Genomic DNA, 15,499 nt, shown 5'->3' with positions numbered 1-15,499 from the left:
CATTGCCATGCGTGCGTTATTCCTTCTTCCCTTGTTGCTGGCCAGCACCCTGGCCCATGCCGAGCTGCCCGAAACCGACTGGCTGGAGTTGATGCCCAAGTCGGACCAGAAGGCTCTCGAACAGATGCCCGAGATCGATCACAACTCCCCCGAAGCCATGGGCACCTTCACCGCCAAGGGCGGCCTGAAGCAAAGCCAGGGCCTGCCGGCGGTGATGTATTCGACCAAGACCGTGGCGGCCATGAACGGCAAGCAGATCCGCCTGGGCGGCTATCCTGTGCCGCTGGAGAGCGATGCCAAGGGCAACAGCACCTTGTTCTTCCTCGTGCCTTATCCGGGGGCCTGCATCCACGTGCCGCCGCCTCCGCCGAACCAGCTGGTGCTGGTGCGCTACCCGAAAGGGCTGAAGATCGCCGATATCTACACGCCGCTGTGGGTGACCGGTACGCTGAAGATCGAGAAGGTCAGCAATGACCTGGCTGATGCGGCCTATGCGCTGGACGCGGGGAAGGTGAGGGTGGTCGAGGACGCCGATCTTTGAGCCCGACCCGCTCCTACGGACAGCGCGGTGTCCTGTCGAATCAGAGCGCTTCGCGGCCAATCACCACCCCCAGCACATGGCTGGCTCCAGGCTTGAGTTCCACCACGTCATCCCACACATTCGCCGTCTCCACGCACAGCATCCGCTGCCAGCCGTCGTCGGCCATGTCGGGCAGCTCGCGGGCGCGGTCGGTCCAAGGGTTCCAGATCACTGCACTGCGTGAGCCGGTGGCGTTCAAGGTGATGCGCCGCTTCCATTGTGGGTCGACGATCGCCAGGCGCTCGGGAGCGTTCAGGTAGATGCGGTCGGTCTCGCCGGCAAAGCCCAGCTTGCCTTGCTGGGTGCGCTGCTCCCAGCCCTCCAGGGTCTCGATATAGGGCAGCCCCTCGACGCCTTCCACGTGCACCTGGCGTACATCGCTGACGGCAAAGTAGCTGTGCAGTGCCTGGCTGAGCGTGACGCTGGCATCGCCCAGGTTGCGGCTGCAAAGCGAAACGTGCAGTTGTTCGCCGAGCTCGATCAGCAGGCGCAGCTCGACCTTGTGTGGCCAGTCTGGCAGTTGGCCTTGAGCCTCGGGCAGGTCGAACTCGATACGCAGGTTTTCACCGACTTCCTCGACGCCAAGCAACTGCCAGTCGCGTCCGCGCGCCAGGCCGTGGGCCGGTGCCTCGCTGCCGTGGTACATGGCCTTGACCGAATCGGGATTGCGCTGGAAGTTGCTGAACCATGGCCAGCATACCGGCACACCGGCGCGTACCGACTTGCCCTGGCGGAAGATCGCCTGGTCACTGAGCCACAGCAGGGGCTCGTCACCGATGGGCTGGTAGCTGAGAATCTGCGCGCCCTGCTGGGCGATGAGGAGTTCGGCATGCCGGCTGGTGATGCGCCAGCAGTTGAGTTCGCCGTGTTGCTCGGTGTCGACCTTGAAGGTTGCCATGCGCTCGTCTCGTTGATTGCAGGTGAGGCCGTTGGACCTCGAAGCCTGCAACGAGTTTACCGCGCGCCGGGCTCAGCGACGAGGTACGGAGCGGGTGCGGCCACTGCCGTCGATGGCCACGAAAACGAACACCGCTTCGGTGACCTTGCGCCATTCGCTGGACAGCGGGTCGTCGCTCCAGACCTCGACCATCATCTGGATCGAGCTGCGGCCGATCTCCAGGGTCTGCGTATAGAAGGACAGTTGCGCGCCCACGGCCACCGGCACCAGGAATGCCATGCGATCGATCGCCACGGTGGCCACACGGCCGCCAGCCACGCGGCTGGCCATGGCAGTACCGGCCAGGTCCATCTGGGCGACCAGCCAGCCGCCGAAGATATCGCCGAAGCCATTGGTTTCGCGCGGTAGCGCGGTAATCTGAAGGGCCAGGTCGCCCTGCGGGATAGGATCTTCTTGTTCGAGCTCAATCATGCCGTGGGGCCTCTGACCCGTGACGCTTCGTTGGTTGGCGCGGTGACGGACGCCCTGAAAAACGATTCAGCCAGAAACATACTACGCTGATTTCGCTCCGGTTGGCGGCCAAAGGGAAACTCTGCGAAACCGCCTGAACATAATGACCGGCGTTTTCGCACAACATCCCACATCGTAAACAACCTTTTCCTACGAAGAGCGCAGTATATAGACGGTATCGGCCAGCGACGACCGCACATTGGTGAATATCTGTAGAGTTTTTGTACCTCTATGAGCCATGCGCGGCAATTTGTTATCTTGCCCACTCCCGCGCCACAAGCCGCAGCACAAGCGGCCTGCCTTATAAGAGAACATCCATGACCTCCGTGCCGAGCAGTATCGAGCAGCCCTCGCGGCCGCTGACCCGCAGTGACTACAAGACCCTCTCACTGTCCGCCTTGGGCGGAGCTCTGGAGTTCTACGACTTCATCATCTTCGTGTTCTTCGCCACCGTGGTGGGCAAGCTGTTCTTCCCCGCCGAGATGCCCGAATGGCTGCGCCTGATGCAGACCTTCGGCATCTTCGCCGCAGGTTATCTGGCGCGCCCGCTGGGTGGCATCATCATGGCGCACTTTGGTGACCTGCTCGGGCGCAAGAAGATGTTCACCCTGAGCATCTTCATGATGGCCTTGCCCACCCTGATCATGGGCCTGCTGCCGACTTATGCACAGGTCGGCCTGTGGGCGCCGATCCTGCTGCTGTTGATGCGGGTGGTGCAGGGCGCCGCCATCGGTGGCGAGGTGCCGGGCGCCTGGGTGTTCGTCTCCGAGCACGTACCGGAGCGCAATACCGGCTATGCCTGCGGCACCCTGACTGCCGGCCTGACTGCCGGCATCCTGCTGGGGTCGCTGGTGGCAACCCTGATCAACACCGTCTACAGCCCTGAAGAGGTGGCCGACTACGCCTGGCGGATCCCCTTCCTGCTCGGCGGTGTGTTCGGCCTGTTCGCCGTGTATCTGCGTCGTTGGCTGCACGAGACCCCGGTGTTCGCCGAGATGCAGCAGCGCAAGGCGCTGGCCGAAGAGCTGCCGCTGCGTGCGGTACTGCGCGACCACCGTGGCGCGATCATCCTGTCGATGCTGCTGACCTGGTTGCTGTCGGCGGGCATCGTGGTGGTGATCCTGATGACCCCGGCGCTGCTGCAGAGCCTCTATCACGTCAGCCCCACCGATTCGCTCAAGGCCAACAGCCTGGCCATCGTGCTGCTCAGCCTGGGGTGCATCGGTGCCGGCAGCCTGGCCGACCGCTTCGGCGCAGGGCGGGTGTTCGTGATCGGCAGCCTGGCGCTGCTGGCTTCGTCGTGGGCGTTCTACCACAGCCTGCCGACCCGGCCTGACCTGCTGTTCCCGCTGTATGCCCTTACCGGACTGTTCGTCGGTCTGGTTGGCGCGGTGCCTTATGTGATGGTCAAGGCCTTCCCGGCGGTGGTGCGCTTCAGCGGGCTGTCGTTCTCCTACAACGTCGCCTACGCCATTTTCGGCGGCCTGACCCCGATGGTGGTGACCGCCCTGCTCAAATTCAGCCCGATGGCACCGGCCTACTATGTGGCTGGCCTGTGCGCTGTAGGGCTGCTGGTCGGGGTGTACCTGCTGATCAACAAGCGCTGAGTCGGGTTCCTGCGGCACCCGAAAGGCCATCCTCGGCAGCGATGATGGCCTTTCATCCATTTGTCACAATTAGGTCATATCGTGTTCATGCGGCCTGCCGATACTGGGCCCCGTTCCATCCAACACACCCAATATTCCTGCTAGGAGCAAGGCATGAAACTGAAGCGTTTGATGGCGGCCCTGACCTTTGCCGCCGCTGGCGTCGCTGCCGCCAACGCGGTCGCCGCTGTCGACCCTGCTATCCCGACCTACACCAAGACCACTGGCGTATCGGGCAACCTCTCCAGCGTCGGTTCCGACACCCTCGCGAACCTGATGACTCTGTGGGCCGAGGCCTACAAGAAGGAATATCCGAACGTAAACATCCAGATCCAGGCTGCCGGCTCGTCCACCGCGCCACCCGCGCTGACCGAAGGCACCGCCAACCTGGGCCCGATGAGCCGCAAGATGAAGGACGTGGAGCTGCAGGCCTTCGAGCAGAAGTACGGCTACAAGCCGACCGCCATCCCGGTCGCTGTCGACGCCCTGGCCGTGTTCGTGCACAAGGACAACCCGATCAAGGGCCTGACCATGGCTCAGGTCGACGCGATCTTCTCCTCCACCCGCCTGTGCGGTGGCAAGGCCGAGATCAAGACCTGGGGTGACGTCGGTGTGACCGGCGACCTGGCCAACAAGCCAATCCAGCTGTTCGGCCGCAACTCGGTATCGGGCACCTACGGCTACTTCAAGGAAGAAGCCCTGTGCAAAGGCGACTTCAAGCCTAACGTCAACGAACAACCTGGCTCGGCTTCGGTCGTGCAGTCGATCAGCTCCTCGCTGAACGGCATCGGCTACTCGGGTATCGGTTACAAGACCGCCAGCGTCAAGACCGTAGCCCTGGCCAAGAAGGAAGGCGGCGAGTTCATCGAAGATAACGAAGCCAACGCCCTGAACGGTACCTACCCGCTGTCGCGCTTCCTGTACGTGTACGTCAACAAGGCACCGAACAAGCCTCTGGCACCGCTGGAAGCCGAGTTCGTGAAGCTGGTCCTGTCGCAGGCAGGCCAGCAGGTCGTGGTGAAGGATGGCTACATCCCGCTGCCGGCCAAAGTGGTCGAGAAGACCCTGGGTGACCTGGGTCTGTCCCACAAGTAAGACGTGTTGCCCGGAAGGGGTGGGCCAGTGGGTCGGCCCCTTCCATGACTTTCCCCAGTCCGAAGCCAGGTCTCCTGAGCGGCGGGCTTTTTTGCGTCACTACACTGTCATGTTTCTGTCATACGGGACCGCTAGGGTGTGCGCATGAATGATCTGGCCAATTCCACAATGACCCCAAATTCCCCTCCCGTGCGCATTGATTTCAATACGCCCGAGCTGCAACGCAAGCGCCGCATGCGCGCGTTGAAGGACCGCCTGACCCGCTGGTATGTCCTGGTGGGCGGGCTTGCCGTATTGGCAGCCATTACCTTGATCTTCTTCTATCTGGCCTACGTGGTGCTGCCGCTGTTCCAGGGCGCCGAGCTGACCAGCAAGAAAGCCCTGGAGCCGACCTGGTTGCAGCAGGATGCCGGCAAGCCGCTGATGATCGCCCTCGAGGAGCAGAACCTCGTGGGCATGCGTGTTTCCGACAAGGGCCAGGCACTGTTCTTCGATACCAAGACCGGTGCCGAGATCAAGCGCGTCGACCTGCCGCTGCCGGCGGGCACCACGGTCAGTTCGATCGGTACCGACCAGCCGGGCAGTCCGCTGGTGGTGCTGGGGTTGTCCAATGGCCAGGCGCTGGTGTTCCACCACACCTACAAGATCACCTATCCGGACAACAAGAAGACCATCAATGCGGGTATCGACTACCCCTATGGTCAGGATCCTTTCGCCCTCGACGAACAGGGTCGTGCGCTGGAGCACGTGAGCGTCAACCTCAATGGCGACACCCTGCTGCTGGCCGGCTCCACCGGCGCGCAACTGCAGGTGATCGAGCTGTCGCGCACCGAAAACATGATGACCGGCGAGACCACCACCGAACAGAACCGCATCGCGCTGCCGCAGATGACCGAAACAGTGAAGAACATCTTCATCGACCCGCGCCAGCAGTGGTTGTACGTGGTCAACGGTCGCGCCACCGCCGATGTCTTCAGCCTGCGGGACAAGAGCCTCAACGGTCGCTACAAGCTGCTCGAAGATGGCAACGCCGAAATCACTGCCAGTGGCCAGCTGGTCGGTGGTATCTCGCTGATCTTCGGTGACTCCAAGGGTGGCCTGAGCCAGTGGTTCATGGCCCGCGACCCGGATGGCGAGTCGCGCTTCAAGCTGATCCGCAGCTTCCAGTTGGGCAAGGCACCGATCGCCCAGATCGACGCCGAGGAGCGGCGCAAGGGCTTCATCGCCCTGGACAACGACGGCAAGCTTGGTGTGTTCCACAGCACCGCGCACCGTACCCTGCTGGTCGAGCCGGTCGCCGATGGCGCCGGTGTGCTGGCCCTGTCGCCACGCGCCAACCGCATCATGATCGAAGAAGGCAGCAAGCTGCTGCCACTGAGTCTGCGCAACCCGCACCCTGAAGTGTCCTTCAGCGCGCTGTGGGGCAAGGTCTGGTACGAGAACTACGACGAGCCGAAGTACGTCTGGCAGTCGACCGCCTCCAACACCGATTTCGAACCCAAGCTGAGCCTGTCGCCGCTGACCTTCGGTACGCTCAAGGCCGCGTTCTACGCGATGATCCTGGCGGCACCCCTGGCCATTGCCGCGGCCATCTACACCGCCTATTTCATGGCCCCTGGCATGCGTCGCAAGGTCAAGCCGGTGATCGAGCTGATGGAAGCGATGCCGACGGTGATCCTCGGCTTCTTCGCCGGCCTGTTCCTGGCGCCGTATCTCGAAGGCCACCTGCCGGGCGTGTTCAGCCTGTTGCTGATCCTGCCGATCGGCATCCTGGTGGCGGGCTTCTCCTGGAGCCGCCTGCCAGAGTCGATCCGTCAGCGCGTCCCGGATGGCTGGGAGGCGGCGATCCTGATCCCGGTGATCCTGGCGATCGGCTGGTTCGCGCTGTCCATGAGCCCGTTCCTGGAGAGCTGGTTCTTCGGCGGCGACATGCGCCTGTGGATCAGCCACGACATGGGCATTACCTACGACCAGCGCAACGCCCTGGTGGTCGGTATCGCCATGGGCTTCGCAGTGATTCCGAACATCTACTCGATCGCCGAAGACGCCGTGTTCAGTGTGCCGCGCAGCCTCACCCTCGGCTCGCTGGCGCTGGGCGCGACGCCTTGGCAGACCCTGACCCGCGTGGTCATCCTCACCGCAAGCCCGGGCATCTTCTCGGCGCTGATGATCGGCATGGGCCGGGCGGTGGGCGAGACCATGATCGTGCTCATGGCCACCGGCAACACCCCGGTGATGGAACTGAACCTGTTCGAGGGCATGCGCACCCTGGCCGCCAACGTGGCCGTGGAGATGCCCGAGTCGGAAGTCGGCGGCAGCCACTATCGTGTGCTGTTCCTCGCCGCCCTCGTGCTGCTGATGTTCACCTTCATCATGAACACCTTGGCCGAGCTGATTCGCCAGCGTCTGCGCAAGAAATACTCGTCGCTTTGATAGAAAGGTAGAGATCCGTGAAAAAGGATTCCCTCAAAGGCTGGTTCAAGAGCGGTGCGCCGGGCGTGTGGATCAGCGGTGGCGCGGTCGCCATGGCGGTGATCATGACCGTCGGCCTGCTCGCCGTGATCGCTGTGCGCGGCCTGGGCCACTTCTGGCCGGCCGACCTGGTCCAGGCCACCTACAAGGTGCCCGGCCAGGCCGATCATGTGATCGTCGGCGAAGTGGTGCAGAAGGAAGAAGTCCCGCGCGAGCGCCTCAAGAGCGCTGGCCTGCCGGTACCTGACCAGGGGCCGGAGTTCATGACCCGCGAGCTGGTCAAGGTCGGAAACCGCGACCTCAACGGCAGCGACTTCACCTGGCTGGTGGGCGAATGGCTGGTGGACCAGAGCAAGCCTGCCGACCTGATTGCCTTGGAGCGCCGCGAGTGGGGCAACTTCTATGGTTACCTGGTCAGCGTCAAGGAAGAAGGCCGTGTGGTCGCCGAAGGCCCGAGCGCCTGGAACGAACTGCAGAGCCGCCTCAAGCGCGCCAGCGACCTGAACGACCAACTGGTGTCGCTCGAGAAGAAAGACATCGGCTCCATCAACCACGGCCTCGAACGCCTGCGCCTGCACAGCCGCAAGCTGGAACTGCAGGGCAAGCTGGATGCGGCCGCCCAGGCCGATATCGAGTCTGAACGCGCAGAGCTGAACAGCCGCTACAAGACCATCGAGGAGCGTCTGACCGGCCTGCACCAGGCCTTCGCCCGCGACAGCCTGGTGGCCCGCGACGCCAACGGCCGCCAGGTGGAGATCAACCTGAGCAAGGTGGTGCATGCCATCCAGCCGAACGGCATGTCGGCGATGACCAAGATGGGCGCCTACTTCAGCAAGGTCTGGGAGTTCCTCAGCGACGACCCGCGTGAAGCCAACACTGAAGGCGGGATCTTCCCGGCCATCTTCGGCACGGTGATGATGACCCTGATCATGGCCGTGATCGTCACCCCCTTTGGCGTGCTGGCGGCGGTCTACCTGCGCGAATACGCCAGGCAAGGCCCGGTTACGCGGCTGATCCGCATCGCGGTGAACAACCTGGCCGGCGTGCCGGCGATCGTCTATGGCGTATTCGGCCTGGGCTTCTTCGTGTACGTGCTGGGTGGCTCGATCGACCGGCTGTTCTTCCCCGAATCGCTACCGGCACCTACGCTGGGCACGCCAGGCTTGTTGTGGGCCTCGCTGACCCTGGCGCTGCTGGCGGTTCCTGTGGTGATCGTCGCCACTGAAGAAGGCCTGGCGCGGATTCCGCGTACCGTGCGCGAGGGCTCGTTGGCCCTGGGTGCGACCAAGGCCGAGACGCTGTGGAAAATCGTACTGCCGATGGCCAGCCCGGCGATGATGACCGGCATGATTCTCGCCGTGGCGCGCGCCGCAGGCGAGGTGGCGCCGCTGATGCTGGTGGGTGTAGTGAAACTGGCGCCATCGCTGCCGGTGGACGGCAACTACCCTTACCTGCACCTCGACCAGAAGATCATGCACCTGGGCTTCCACATCTACGACGTCGGCTTCCAGAGCCCCAACGTCGAGGCCGCGCGACCGCTGGTCTACGCCACGGCGCTGCTGCTGGTACTGGTGATCGCGACCCTCAACCTCTCGGCGGTGTGGATCCGTAACCACCTGCGCGAGAAGTACAAGGCGCTCGACAGCTGATCCTGATTGCAAGTGAGCCGCCCACGGTATGGGCGGCCCTTCGAAACGAATTGATAGCGTATGGAGTTGACCATGCAGCAAGAATCCCACTCCCACGGCATCGACATGTCGGCCCTGGGCCGCGACAAGCAGAGCCTGCGCCTGGCCGAAGAGACCGTGGCCATCGAAGTCCCGGGCCTGTCGCTGTTCTACGGCGACAAGCAGGCGCTGTTCGATGTACAGATGAACATCCCCAAACAGCGCGTGACCGCCTTCATTGGCCCGTCCGGCTGCGGCAAGTCCACGCTGCTGCGCACCTTCAACCGCATGAACGACCTGGTCGATGGTTGCCGCGTGGAAGGCGCCATCAACCTGTACGGCAACAACATCTACCGCAAGGGCGAAGATGTGGCCGAGTTGCGTCGCCGGGTGGGCATGGTGTTCCAGAAGCCCAACCCGTTCCCCAAGACCATCTACGAGAACGTGGTCTACGGCCTGCGTATCCAGGGTATCAACAAGAAGCGCGTGCTCGACGAAGCGGTCGAGTGGGCGCTCAAGGGCGCAGCGCTGTGGGATGAGGTCAAGGACCGCCTGCACGACTCGGCGCTGGGGCTGTCCGGTGGTCAGCAGCAGCGTCTGGTGATCGCCCGTACCATCGCCGTGGAGCCCGAGGTCCTGCTGCTCGACGAGCCTTGCTCGGCACTGGACCCGATTTCCACGCTGAAGGTCGAAGAGCTGATCTACGAGCTGAAGTCCAAGTACACCATCGTCATCGTGACCCACAACATGCAGCAGGCGGCGCGCGTCTCCGACTACACCGCCTTCATGTACATGGGCAAGCTGATCGAATTCGGTGATACCGACACGCTCTTCACCAATCCGGCGAAGAAGCAGACCGAAGACTACATTACCGGGCGTTACGGCTAGCAGCGCGGCGATTCGGCGCCCCGACAAGCCCGCTCCTACAGGATTCAGGGACTAGAGAACGATGATCAACAAAGAAAGCCTTACCCATCACATCTCCCAGCAGTTCAACGCCGAGCTCGAGGAAGTGCGCAGCCACCTGCTGGCGATGGGGGGCCTGGTCGAGAAGCAGGTCAACGATGCCGTGACTGCGCTGATCGAAGCCGATTCGGGCCTGGCCCAGCAGGTGCGTGAGGTCGATGAACAGATCAACCAGATGGAGCGCAACATCGACGAGGAATGCGTACGCATCCTCGCCCGTCGCCAGCCTGCGGCGTCCGACCTGCGTCTGATCATCAGCATCTCCAAGTCGGTGATCGACCTGGAGCGCATCGGTGACGAGTCGACCAAGATCGCCCGCCGCGCCATTCAACTGTGCGAGGAAGGCGAGTCGCCCCGTGGCTACGTCGAAGTGCGTCATATCGGCGACCAGGTGCGCAACATGGTTCGCGATGCACTGGACGCCTTCGCCCGTTTCGACGCCGAGCTGGCACTGTCGGTGGCCCAGTACGACAAGACCATCGACCGCGAATACAAGACCGCGCTGCGCGAGCTAGTCACCTACATGATGGAAGACCCCCGTTCGATCTCGCGGGTGTTGAGCGTCATCTGGGCCCTGCGCTCGCTGGAGCGTATCGGCGACCACGCCCGCAATATCTCGGAGCTGGTGATCTACCTGGTGCGTGGCACCGATGTACGCCACATGGGCCTCAAGCGCATGAAGGCCGAGGTCGAGGGCGACACTTCCGGCGCTGCCGAAAAGGCTAATGTTCCGGGCGAATCGGACGATAAGTAATATTGCTCCCGAGCATCAACGCCCGGCCTCGTCCGGGCGTTTTCGTTTGTGGCAGATACAGCAGGCACCCGCGAACAGTCTTGAAACGTCCCGGCGTGACCAGTGGTTTGGCAAATTGCCATCAGTCGGCGGTATGCTAGTCGGGATTCAAGAGGAGTATCGATGAGTAAAGTCAATGTGCTGGTCGTGGACGATGCGCCGTTCATCCGCGACCTGGTGAGGAAGTGCCTGCGAAATGCCTTCCCGGGCATGGTCATCGAAGACGCGGTCAATGGCCGCAAGGCCATGGCCATGCTGAGCAAGGAACGTTTCGACCTGGTCCTGTGCGACTGGGAGATGCCGGAGATGTCCGGCCTCGAACTGCTGACCTGGTGTCGCCAGCAGGAAGAAATGAAAGCCCTGCAGTTCATCATGGTGACCAGCCGTGGTGACAAGGAAAACGTGATTCAGGCCATTCAGGCTGGCGTCTCCGACTTCGTTGGCAAGCCGTTCACCAACGAACAGTTGCTGACCAAGGTGAAGAAGTCCCTGGCCAAGATCGGCAAGCTCGAGGCCCTCGTGGCGGGAGCGCCGGCGCGAGTCAATTCGGCCTTTGCCAACGATTCGCTGAGTGCCCTGACCGGCGGCAAGCCTGAAGCCGTGAAGGTCGCGCCAACGCCTGCGCCGGCTGCCGCTAGCAAACCGCTGATCAGCGCACCGCCACCGCAGAGCGCTGCCGCCGCAGCCCAGTCCGGGCGAGGTCAGGGGCAGCTGCGCCTTTCCAGCGGTACTCAGCCCTGCGTGATCAAGGCCCTCAGCCTCAAGGAAGCGCTGTTGGTGGTGCGCCGCAGTGCTGCCCTGCCGCAGGTGCTCGAAGGTGCGGTGCTCGATCTGGAGCAGGGTGAGAACGCCGAGGTCGCACGGTTGAACGGTTACCTGCATGCCATCGCCGCGCTCGAGCCCAAGCCTGAGAGCGACTGGCTGCAACTGACGTTCAAGTTCGTCGATCAGGATGCACAGAAGCTCGATTACCTGTCGCGATTGATCGCCCGCGGTACTGCGCAGAAGCACTTCACGCCGGGCGGTTGATCCGCTGTTCCACCCTCCGGTGAGAGCGGCAAAAGGCCGCTCTTACCGCGTCAGATCCGAAGCAGTCACCCGACCAGCTGTCATTCCCCCGGGATAACTCGTTGCTAGGCTCAAGACATAACAACTGTCAAAAAGCCACCATCATGCGCGCCTGCCTGTTGCTGTCCCTGCTCTTGGCTTCGGCACCGGGCATGGCCATGACCCTCTACAGCACCACCGACACCTTCGGCGTGGCGTCCTATTCCTACCAGCCCAGCCCCGGTGCACGGGCAATGGCCTTGCGCGAGCCGATGGTCGAGCGTCTCGACGATCAGGTCCGTCTGCAGCCCGAAACCTTTGCCGGGGGCGTGCGTTTCCTGGCGCGCAATGATCTGTTCGCCCCAGTGGAAGTCGAACTGCGTCTGGAAGGCCTTGGCAACGCCCGCGACGGTAACGCGCCGCGTATCGTGCGACGGGTGCTGGCGCCGCGCTCCACACAGGTGCTGAGCGTGTTGCTGGCGCGTTCCGGCGGCCAACTGAAATACCGCGCCAAGCTGCGTCACGCCCTCGGCGACCCCGCGCAGCGCCCGCAAGCCTACCGCTATCCCTTTCCGTGGCGCGGCGGTCCGTTCCGGCTGAGCCAAGGGCCCAACGGCCGCTTCAGCCATTTTGGCGCGAAGGGCCGCTATGCCATGGACATCGCCATGCCAGAGGGCACGCCGATCATTGCCGCTCGGGGCGGCGTGGTGATCAAGGTGGAGAACCGCCAGAGCGGACGTGGCAACAACCCTTCGGGCAACTTCGTGCGGATCCTGCACGCAGACGGCACCATGGGGGTGTACCTGCACTTGATGCGGGGTTCCGTGGTGGTGAGCGAGGGTCAGCGGGTGGGGCAGGGTGAGATGCTGGGCAAGTCTGGCAACACCGGCAACAGCAGCGGGCCACACCTGCATTTCGTGGTGCAGCGCAACGTGGGGCTGGCGCTGGAGTCGATTCCCTACCGTTTCGACCGTCCGATTGGCGGACTACCGGACTTCACGGCAGGGAATCCATGAACAGCGTCGTCAGTCGAGCTTCAGCACCTTGGCCAGGACGATCTTCGGCCCTTTCATCTTCTTGATGATGATGCGCAGGCCTTCGACTTCCAGCACTTCCTCTTCCTCGGGCACGCGCTTGAGCGACTCGTAGACCAGGCCTGCGAGGGTCTCGGCCTCGATGTGGTCAAGGTCGACGCCCAGCAGGCGTTCGACCTTGAACAGCGGCGTGTCGCCCCGCACCAGCAGCTTGCCCGGCTGATAGGCAAGGATGCCGCGTTCGGCCTTGCGGTGTTCGTCCTGGATATCGCCGACCAGCACTTCCAGCACGTCTTCCATGGTCAGGTAACCGATCACCTTGCCATCGGCTTCCTCGACCAGCACGAAATGCGCACCGCCCTTGCGGAACTGCTCGAGCAGCTGCGACAGCGGCATGTGTCGCGATACGCGTTCCAACGGCCGCGCCAGGTCTTCCAGGTCGATGCTTTCAGGAAGGTGGTCCAGCTCGGCCAGCTCCAGCAGCAGGTCCTTGATGTGCAGCAGGCCGGTGAACTCTTCGCGCTCGGCGTCGTACACCGGGTAGCGGCTGAACTTGTGGCGACGGAACATCGCCAGGATGTTCTTCAGCGGCGCCTTGGCATCGAGCACCACCATGTCTTCACGGGAGTTGGCCCAGTCGACCACCTCCAGCTCACCCATTTCCACCGCCGAGGCCAGCACGCGCATGCCCTGGTCGCTCGGGTCCTGGCCGCGGCTGGAGTGCAGGATCAGCTTGAGCTCTTCACGGCTGTAGTGGTGCTCATGGTGCGGCCCGGGCTCGCCCTGGCCGGCGATGCGCAGGATGGTGTTGGCGCTGGCGTTGAGCAGGTAGATCGCCGGGTACATCAGCCAGTAGAAGAGGTACAGCGGTACTGCCGTCCACAGCGACAGCAGCTCGGGCTTGCGGATCGCCCAGGATTTGGGCGCCAGTTCGCCGACCACGATGTGCAGGTACGAGATCACGAAGAAGGCGACGAAGAACGACACGGCCTTGATCAGTTCCGGGCTGTCGACGCCCAGATAGGCCAGCAGCGGTTCGAGCAGGTGGGCGAAGGCCGGCTCTCCGACCCAGCCCAGGCCAAGCGAGGCCAGGGTGATGCCCAATTGGCAGGCCGACAGGTAGGCGTCGAGCTGGTTGTGTACCTTGCGCAGGATGCTGCCGCGCCAGCCGTGCAGCTCGGCGATGGATTCGACGCGGGTTGAGCGCAGCTTGACCATGGCGAACTCGGCGGCAACGAAGAAGCCGTTGAGCACTACCAGGAACAGGGCAAAGAGAATCATGCCGAAATCGGCGAATAGAGAAGCGAGGCTGATACCAGGGGAAGGGTCCATGATGGAGTTTTTACGGGGTCCGTCTTTGAAAGAGAGAGAAAAAAAGTGCCAGCTCTAGCTGGCACAGGGGATCCAATGTAGCGGCTGAAGCTGCAAAAGCAAAGGGGATGGTTTTTGCTCGCCGATTCTCAGCTGCGATTTGCCGCCAATTGTGCCGGCGCAAAATGACAGGTGAACGTGCTGCCATGACCCGGCACGCTACTGATTTCCAGCTTGCCGCGATGGCGCATCAGCACATGCTTGACGATCGCCAGGCCCAGCCCGGTGCCGCCTGTGTTGGAGGCACGGCTGGAGTCGACGCGGTAGAAGCGTTCGGTCAGGCGCGGCAGGTGCTTGGCGTCGATGCCCACCCCCGAGTCCTGCACGCTCAGGTGTGCCCCCTGCTCGTCGGCCCACCAGCGGATGCGAATGGTGCCTTCCTCCTGGGTGTACTTCACTGCGTTGAACACCAGGTTGGAGAAGGCGCTGCGCAGTTCCGATTCGCTGCCTTTCAGGCGCAGGCCCGGCGCGGCCTCCAGGGAGATGTTCTGGCGCTTGGGCCCGGACAGCGCCTGGGCGTCACCCTTGATCGACTGCAGCAAAGTATCCACCGCCACCGGCTGGTTGTCCGAGGGATAGTCGGTCGCTTCCAGCTTGGCCAGCAGCAGCAGGTCGTTGAGCAGGGTCTGCATGCGCGAGCCTTGCTGGCTCATCTGCTGCAGCGCGCGAGCCCAGCGCGGGTTCACGTCCTCGACGTTGTCCAGCAGCGTCTCGAGATAGCCGGCGATCACCGTCAGCGGCGTGCGCAGTTCGTGTGAGACGTTGGCGACGAAGTCCTTGCGCATCTGTTCGAGCTGGTGGATGCGGGTTACATCGCGCACCAGCATCAGGTGCTCGTTGTTGCCGTAGCGGGTGATGTGCAGTTGCACGCGCAGGCGGTCGTTGATCGGTGAGGGGATTTCCAGCGGTTCGACGTAGTTTTCCGCTTCGAAGTATTCCTTGAAGCGCGGATGACGGACCAGGTTGGTGACCGGTTGTCCGCCATCCTGGGGCGTCTTGAAGCCCAGCAGGGTCTCGGCGGCGCGGTTCCACCACTCCAGGTTGCCATCGCTGTCGAGCATGATCACCGCATCGCGCAGGGCAGCGGTGGACTCCTGGACTCGGTCGATCACCGCTTGCAGGCGCCCGCGGACACGCTGGTCGCGGCGCTGCAGGTGGTAGATGCTGTCGAACACTTCGCCCCACAGCCCGTAGCCGTCCGGCGGCGCCTCGTCGGGCTGGTGGTTGCGCAGCCATTCGTGCAGGCGCAGCAACTGCTTCAGGGTCCAGCCCAGGTAAAGCGCCAGGCCAACCGCCAGGCTCCAGCCGTATTGCCCGCTGATCAGCCCGCCGAGCAGGCAGACGCTGATCAGCAGGAGCAGGTGGCGAATCAGGGTCGCGTGCCAGTTCGGGTTCAATTCACAGTCCTTGTACAGCGGCT

General features: G+C 63.2%; 13 protein-coding genes. 9 read left to right on the top strand and 4 right to left on the bottom strand.

Annotation, left to right across the window (positions count from 1 at the left end):
- Window positions 1-7 precede the first annotated feature (7 nt).
- The gene (locus AB688_RS01815; RefSeq protein ID WP_162714440.1) at window positions 8-541 is read left to right on the top strand and encodes a DUF3299 domain-containing protein; all 534 of its coding nucleotides are present in this window, start codon (window positions 8-10) and stop codon (window positions 539-541) included.
- A 40-nt stretch (window positions 542-581) separates the two neighbouring features.
- Here AB688_RS01815 and AB688_RS01810 read toward each other — a convergent pair whose 3' ends face one another.
- Window positions 582-1,478: a D-hexose-6-phosphate mutarotase gene (locus AB688_RS01810; RefSeq protein WP_063541834.1), complete on the bottom strand. Its 897-nt coding sequence runs from the start codon at window positions 1,476-1,478 to the stop codon at window positions 582-584.
- Window positions 1,479-1,550: 72 nt separating this feature from the next.
- A complete protein-coding gene (locus AB688_RS01805) occupies window positions 1,551-1,949 on the bottom strand; it encodes an acyl-CoA thioesterase (RefSeq protein WP_003253317.1) in 399 nt (132 codons plus the stop codon).
- 356 nt (window positions 1,950-2,305) lie between these two features.
- Here AB688_RS01805 and AB688_RS01800 point away from each other — a divergent pair, with 356 nt between their 5' ends.
- From AB688_RS01800 to AB688_RS01765, 8 genes are all read left to right on the top strand, one after another.
- Window positions 2,306-3,595 carry an MFS transporter gene (locus AB688_RS01800; protein WP_063541832.1) on the top strand — a complete coding sequence of 430 codons (1,290 nt, stop codon included), beginning with the start codon at window positions 2,306-2,308 and terminating at the stop codon, window positions 3,593-3,595.
- A 153-nt stretch (window positions 3,596-3,748) separates the two neighbouring features.
- Entirely contained in the window at window positions 3,749-4,729 is a 981-nt protein-coding gene (locus AB688_RS01795; RefSeq protein ID WP_054892958.1) for a phosphate ABC transporter substrate-binding protein PstS, read from the top strand.
- Window positions 4,730-4,873: 144 nt separating this feature from the next.
- Entirely contained in the window at window positions 4,874-7,162 is a 2,289-nt protein-coding gene (locus AB688_RS01790; protein ID WP_063541830.1) for an ABC transporter permease subunit, read from the top strand.
- Window positions 7,163-7,179: 17 nt separating this feature from the next.
- On the top strand, window positions 7,180-8,850 hold the full coding sequence (gene pstA, locus AB688_RS01785; protein WP_054892956.1) for a phosphate ABC transporter permease PstA: 1,671 nt from the start codon (window positions 7,180-7,182) through the stop codon (window positions 8,848-8,850).
- A gap of 72 nt (window positions 8,851-8,922) precedes the next feature.
- Window positions 8,923-9,756, top strand: coding sequence for a phosphate ABC transporter ATP-binding protein PstB (gene pstB / locus AB688_RS01780; RefSeq protein ID WP_054892955.1), 834 nt, complete (start codon window positions 8,923-8,925; stop codon window positions 9,754-9,756).
- Window positions 9,757-9,817: 61 nt separating this feature from the next.
- Complete coding sequence (phoU, locus tag AB688_RS01775) at window positions 9,818-10,588, top strand: phosphate signaling complex protein PhoU (protein ID WP_054925538.1); 771 nt, start codon at window positions 9,818-9,820, stop codon at window positions 10,586-10,588.
- A 162-nt stretch (window positions 10,589-10,750) separates the two neighbouring features.
- Window positions 10,751-11,656, top strand: coding sequence for a response regulator (locus tag AB688_RS01770; protein WP_063541828.1), 906 nt, complete (start codon window positions 10,751-10,753; stop codon window positions 11,654-11,656).
- A gap of 143 nt (window positions 11,657-11,799) precedes the next feature.
- Entirely contained in the window at window positions 11,800-12,690 is an 891-nt protein-coding gene (locus tag AB688_RS01765; protein WP_063541826.1) for a M23 family metallopeptidase, read from the top strand.
- Between the two features lie 9 nt (window positions 12,691-12,699).
- On the opposite strand, the gene AB688_RS01760 is transcribed toward AB688_RS01765, so the two are convergent.
- Both AB688_RS01760 and phoR read right to left on the bottom strand, forming a co-directional pair.
- Complete coding sequence (locus AB688_RS01760) at window positions 12,700-14,040, bottom strand: hemolysin family protein (RefSeq protein WP_054894888.1); 1,341 nt, start codon at window positions 14,038-14,040, stop codon at window positions 12,700-12,702.
- 128 nt (window positions 14,041-14,168) lie between these two features.
- Window positions 14,169-15,476, bottom strand: coding sequence for a phosphate regulon sensor histidine kinase PhoR (gene phoR, locus AB688_RS01755; protein ID WP_054894887.1), 1,308 nt, complete (start codon window positions 15,474-15,476; stop codon window positions 14,169-14,171).
- Window positions 15,477-15,499 lie beyond the last annotated feature (23 nt).

Origin of the sequence: Pseudomonas putida, from assembly GCF_001636055.1 — a bacterium.
GTDB lineage: Bacteria > Pseudomonadota > Gammaproteobacteria > Pseudomonadales > Pseudomonadaceae > Aquipseudomonas > Aquipseudomonas machongensis.
Note: the sequence above shows the minus strand (reverse complement) of the source record. Positions and strands in the feature narration are given on the sequence as shown.

Coding starts and splice junctions, on each gene's coding strand:
- AB688_RS01815 (WP_162714440.1), top strand. CDS start 8: ATGCGTGCGTTATTCCTTCTTCCCTTGTTGCTGGCCAGCACCCTGGCC.
- AB688_RS01810 (WP_063541834.1), bottom strand. CDS start 1,478: ATGGCAACCTTCAAGGTCGACACCGAGCAACACGGCGAACTCAACTGC.
- AB688_RS01805 (WP_003253317.1), bottom strand. CDS start 1,949: ATGATTGAGCTCGAACAAGAAGATCCTATCCCGCAGGGCGACCTGGCC.
- AB688_RS01800 (WP_063541832.1), top strand. CDS start 2,306: ATGACCTCCGTGCCGAGCAGTATCGAGCAGCCCTCGCGGCCGCTGACC.
- AB688_RS01795 (WP_054892958.1), top strand. CDS start 3,749: ATGAAACTGAAGCGTTTGATGGCGGCCCTGACCTTTGCCGCCGCTGGC.
- AB688_RS01790 (WP_063541830.1), top strand. CDS start 4,874: ATGAATGATCTGGCCAATTCCACAATGACCCCAAATTCCCCTCCCGTG.
- pstB (WP_054892955.1), top strand. CDS start 8,923: ATGCAGCAAGAATCCCACTCCCACGGCATCGACATGTCGGCCCTGGGC.
- phoU (WP_054925538.1), top strand. CDS start 9,818: ATGATCAACAAAGAAAGCCTTACCCATCACATCTCCCAGCAGTTCAAC.
- AB688_RS01770 (WP_063541828.1), top strand. CDS start 10,751: ATGAGTAAAGTCAATGTGCTGGTCGTGGACGATGCGCCGTTCATCCGC.
- AB688_RS01765 (WP_063541826.1), top strand. CDS start 11,800: ATGCGCGCCTGCCTGTTGCTGTCCCTGCTCTTGGCTTCGGCACCGGGC.
- AB688_RS01760 (WP_054894888.1), bottom strand. CDS start 14,040: ATGGACCCTTCCCCTGGTATCAGCCTCGCTTCTCTATTCGCCGATTTC.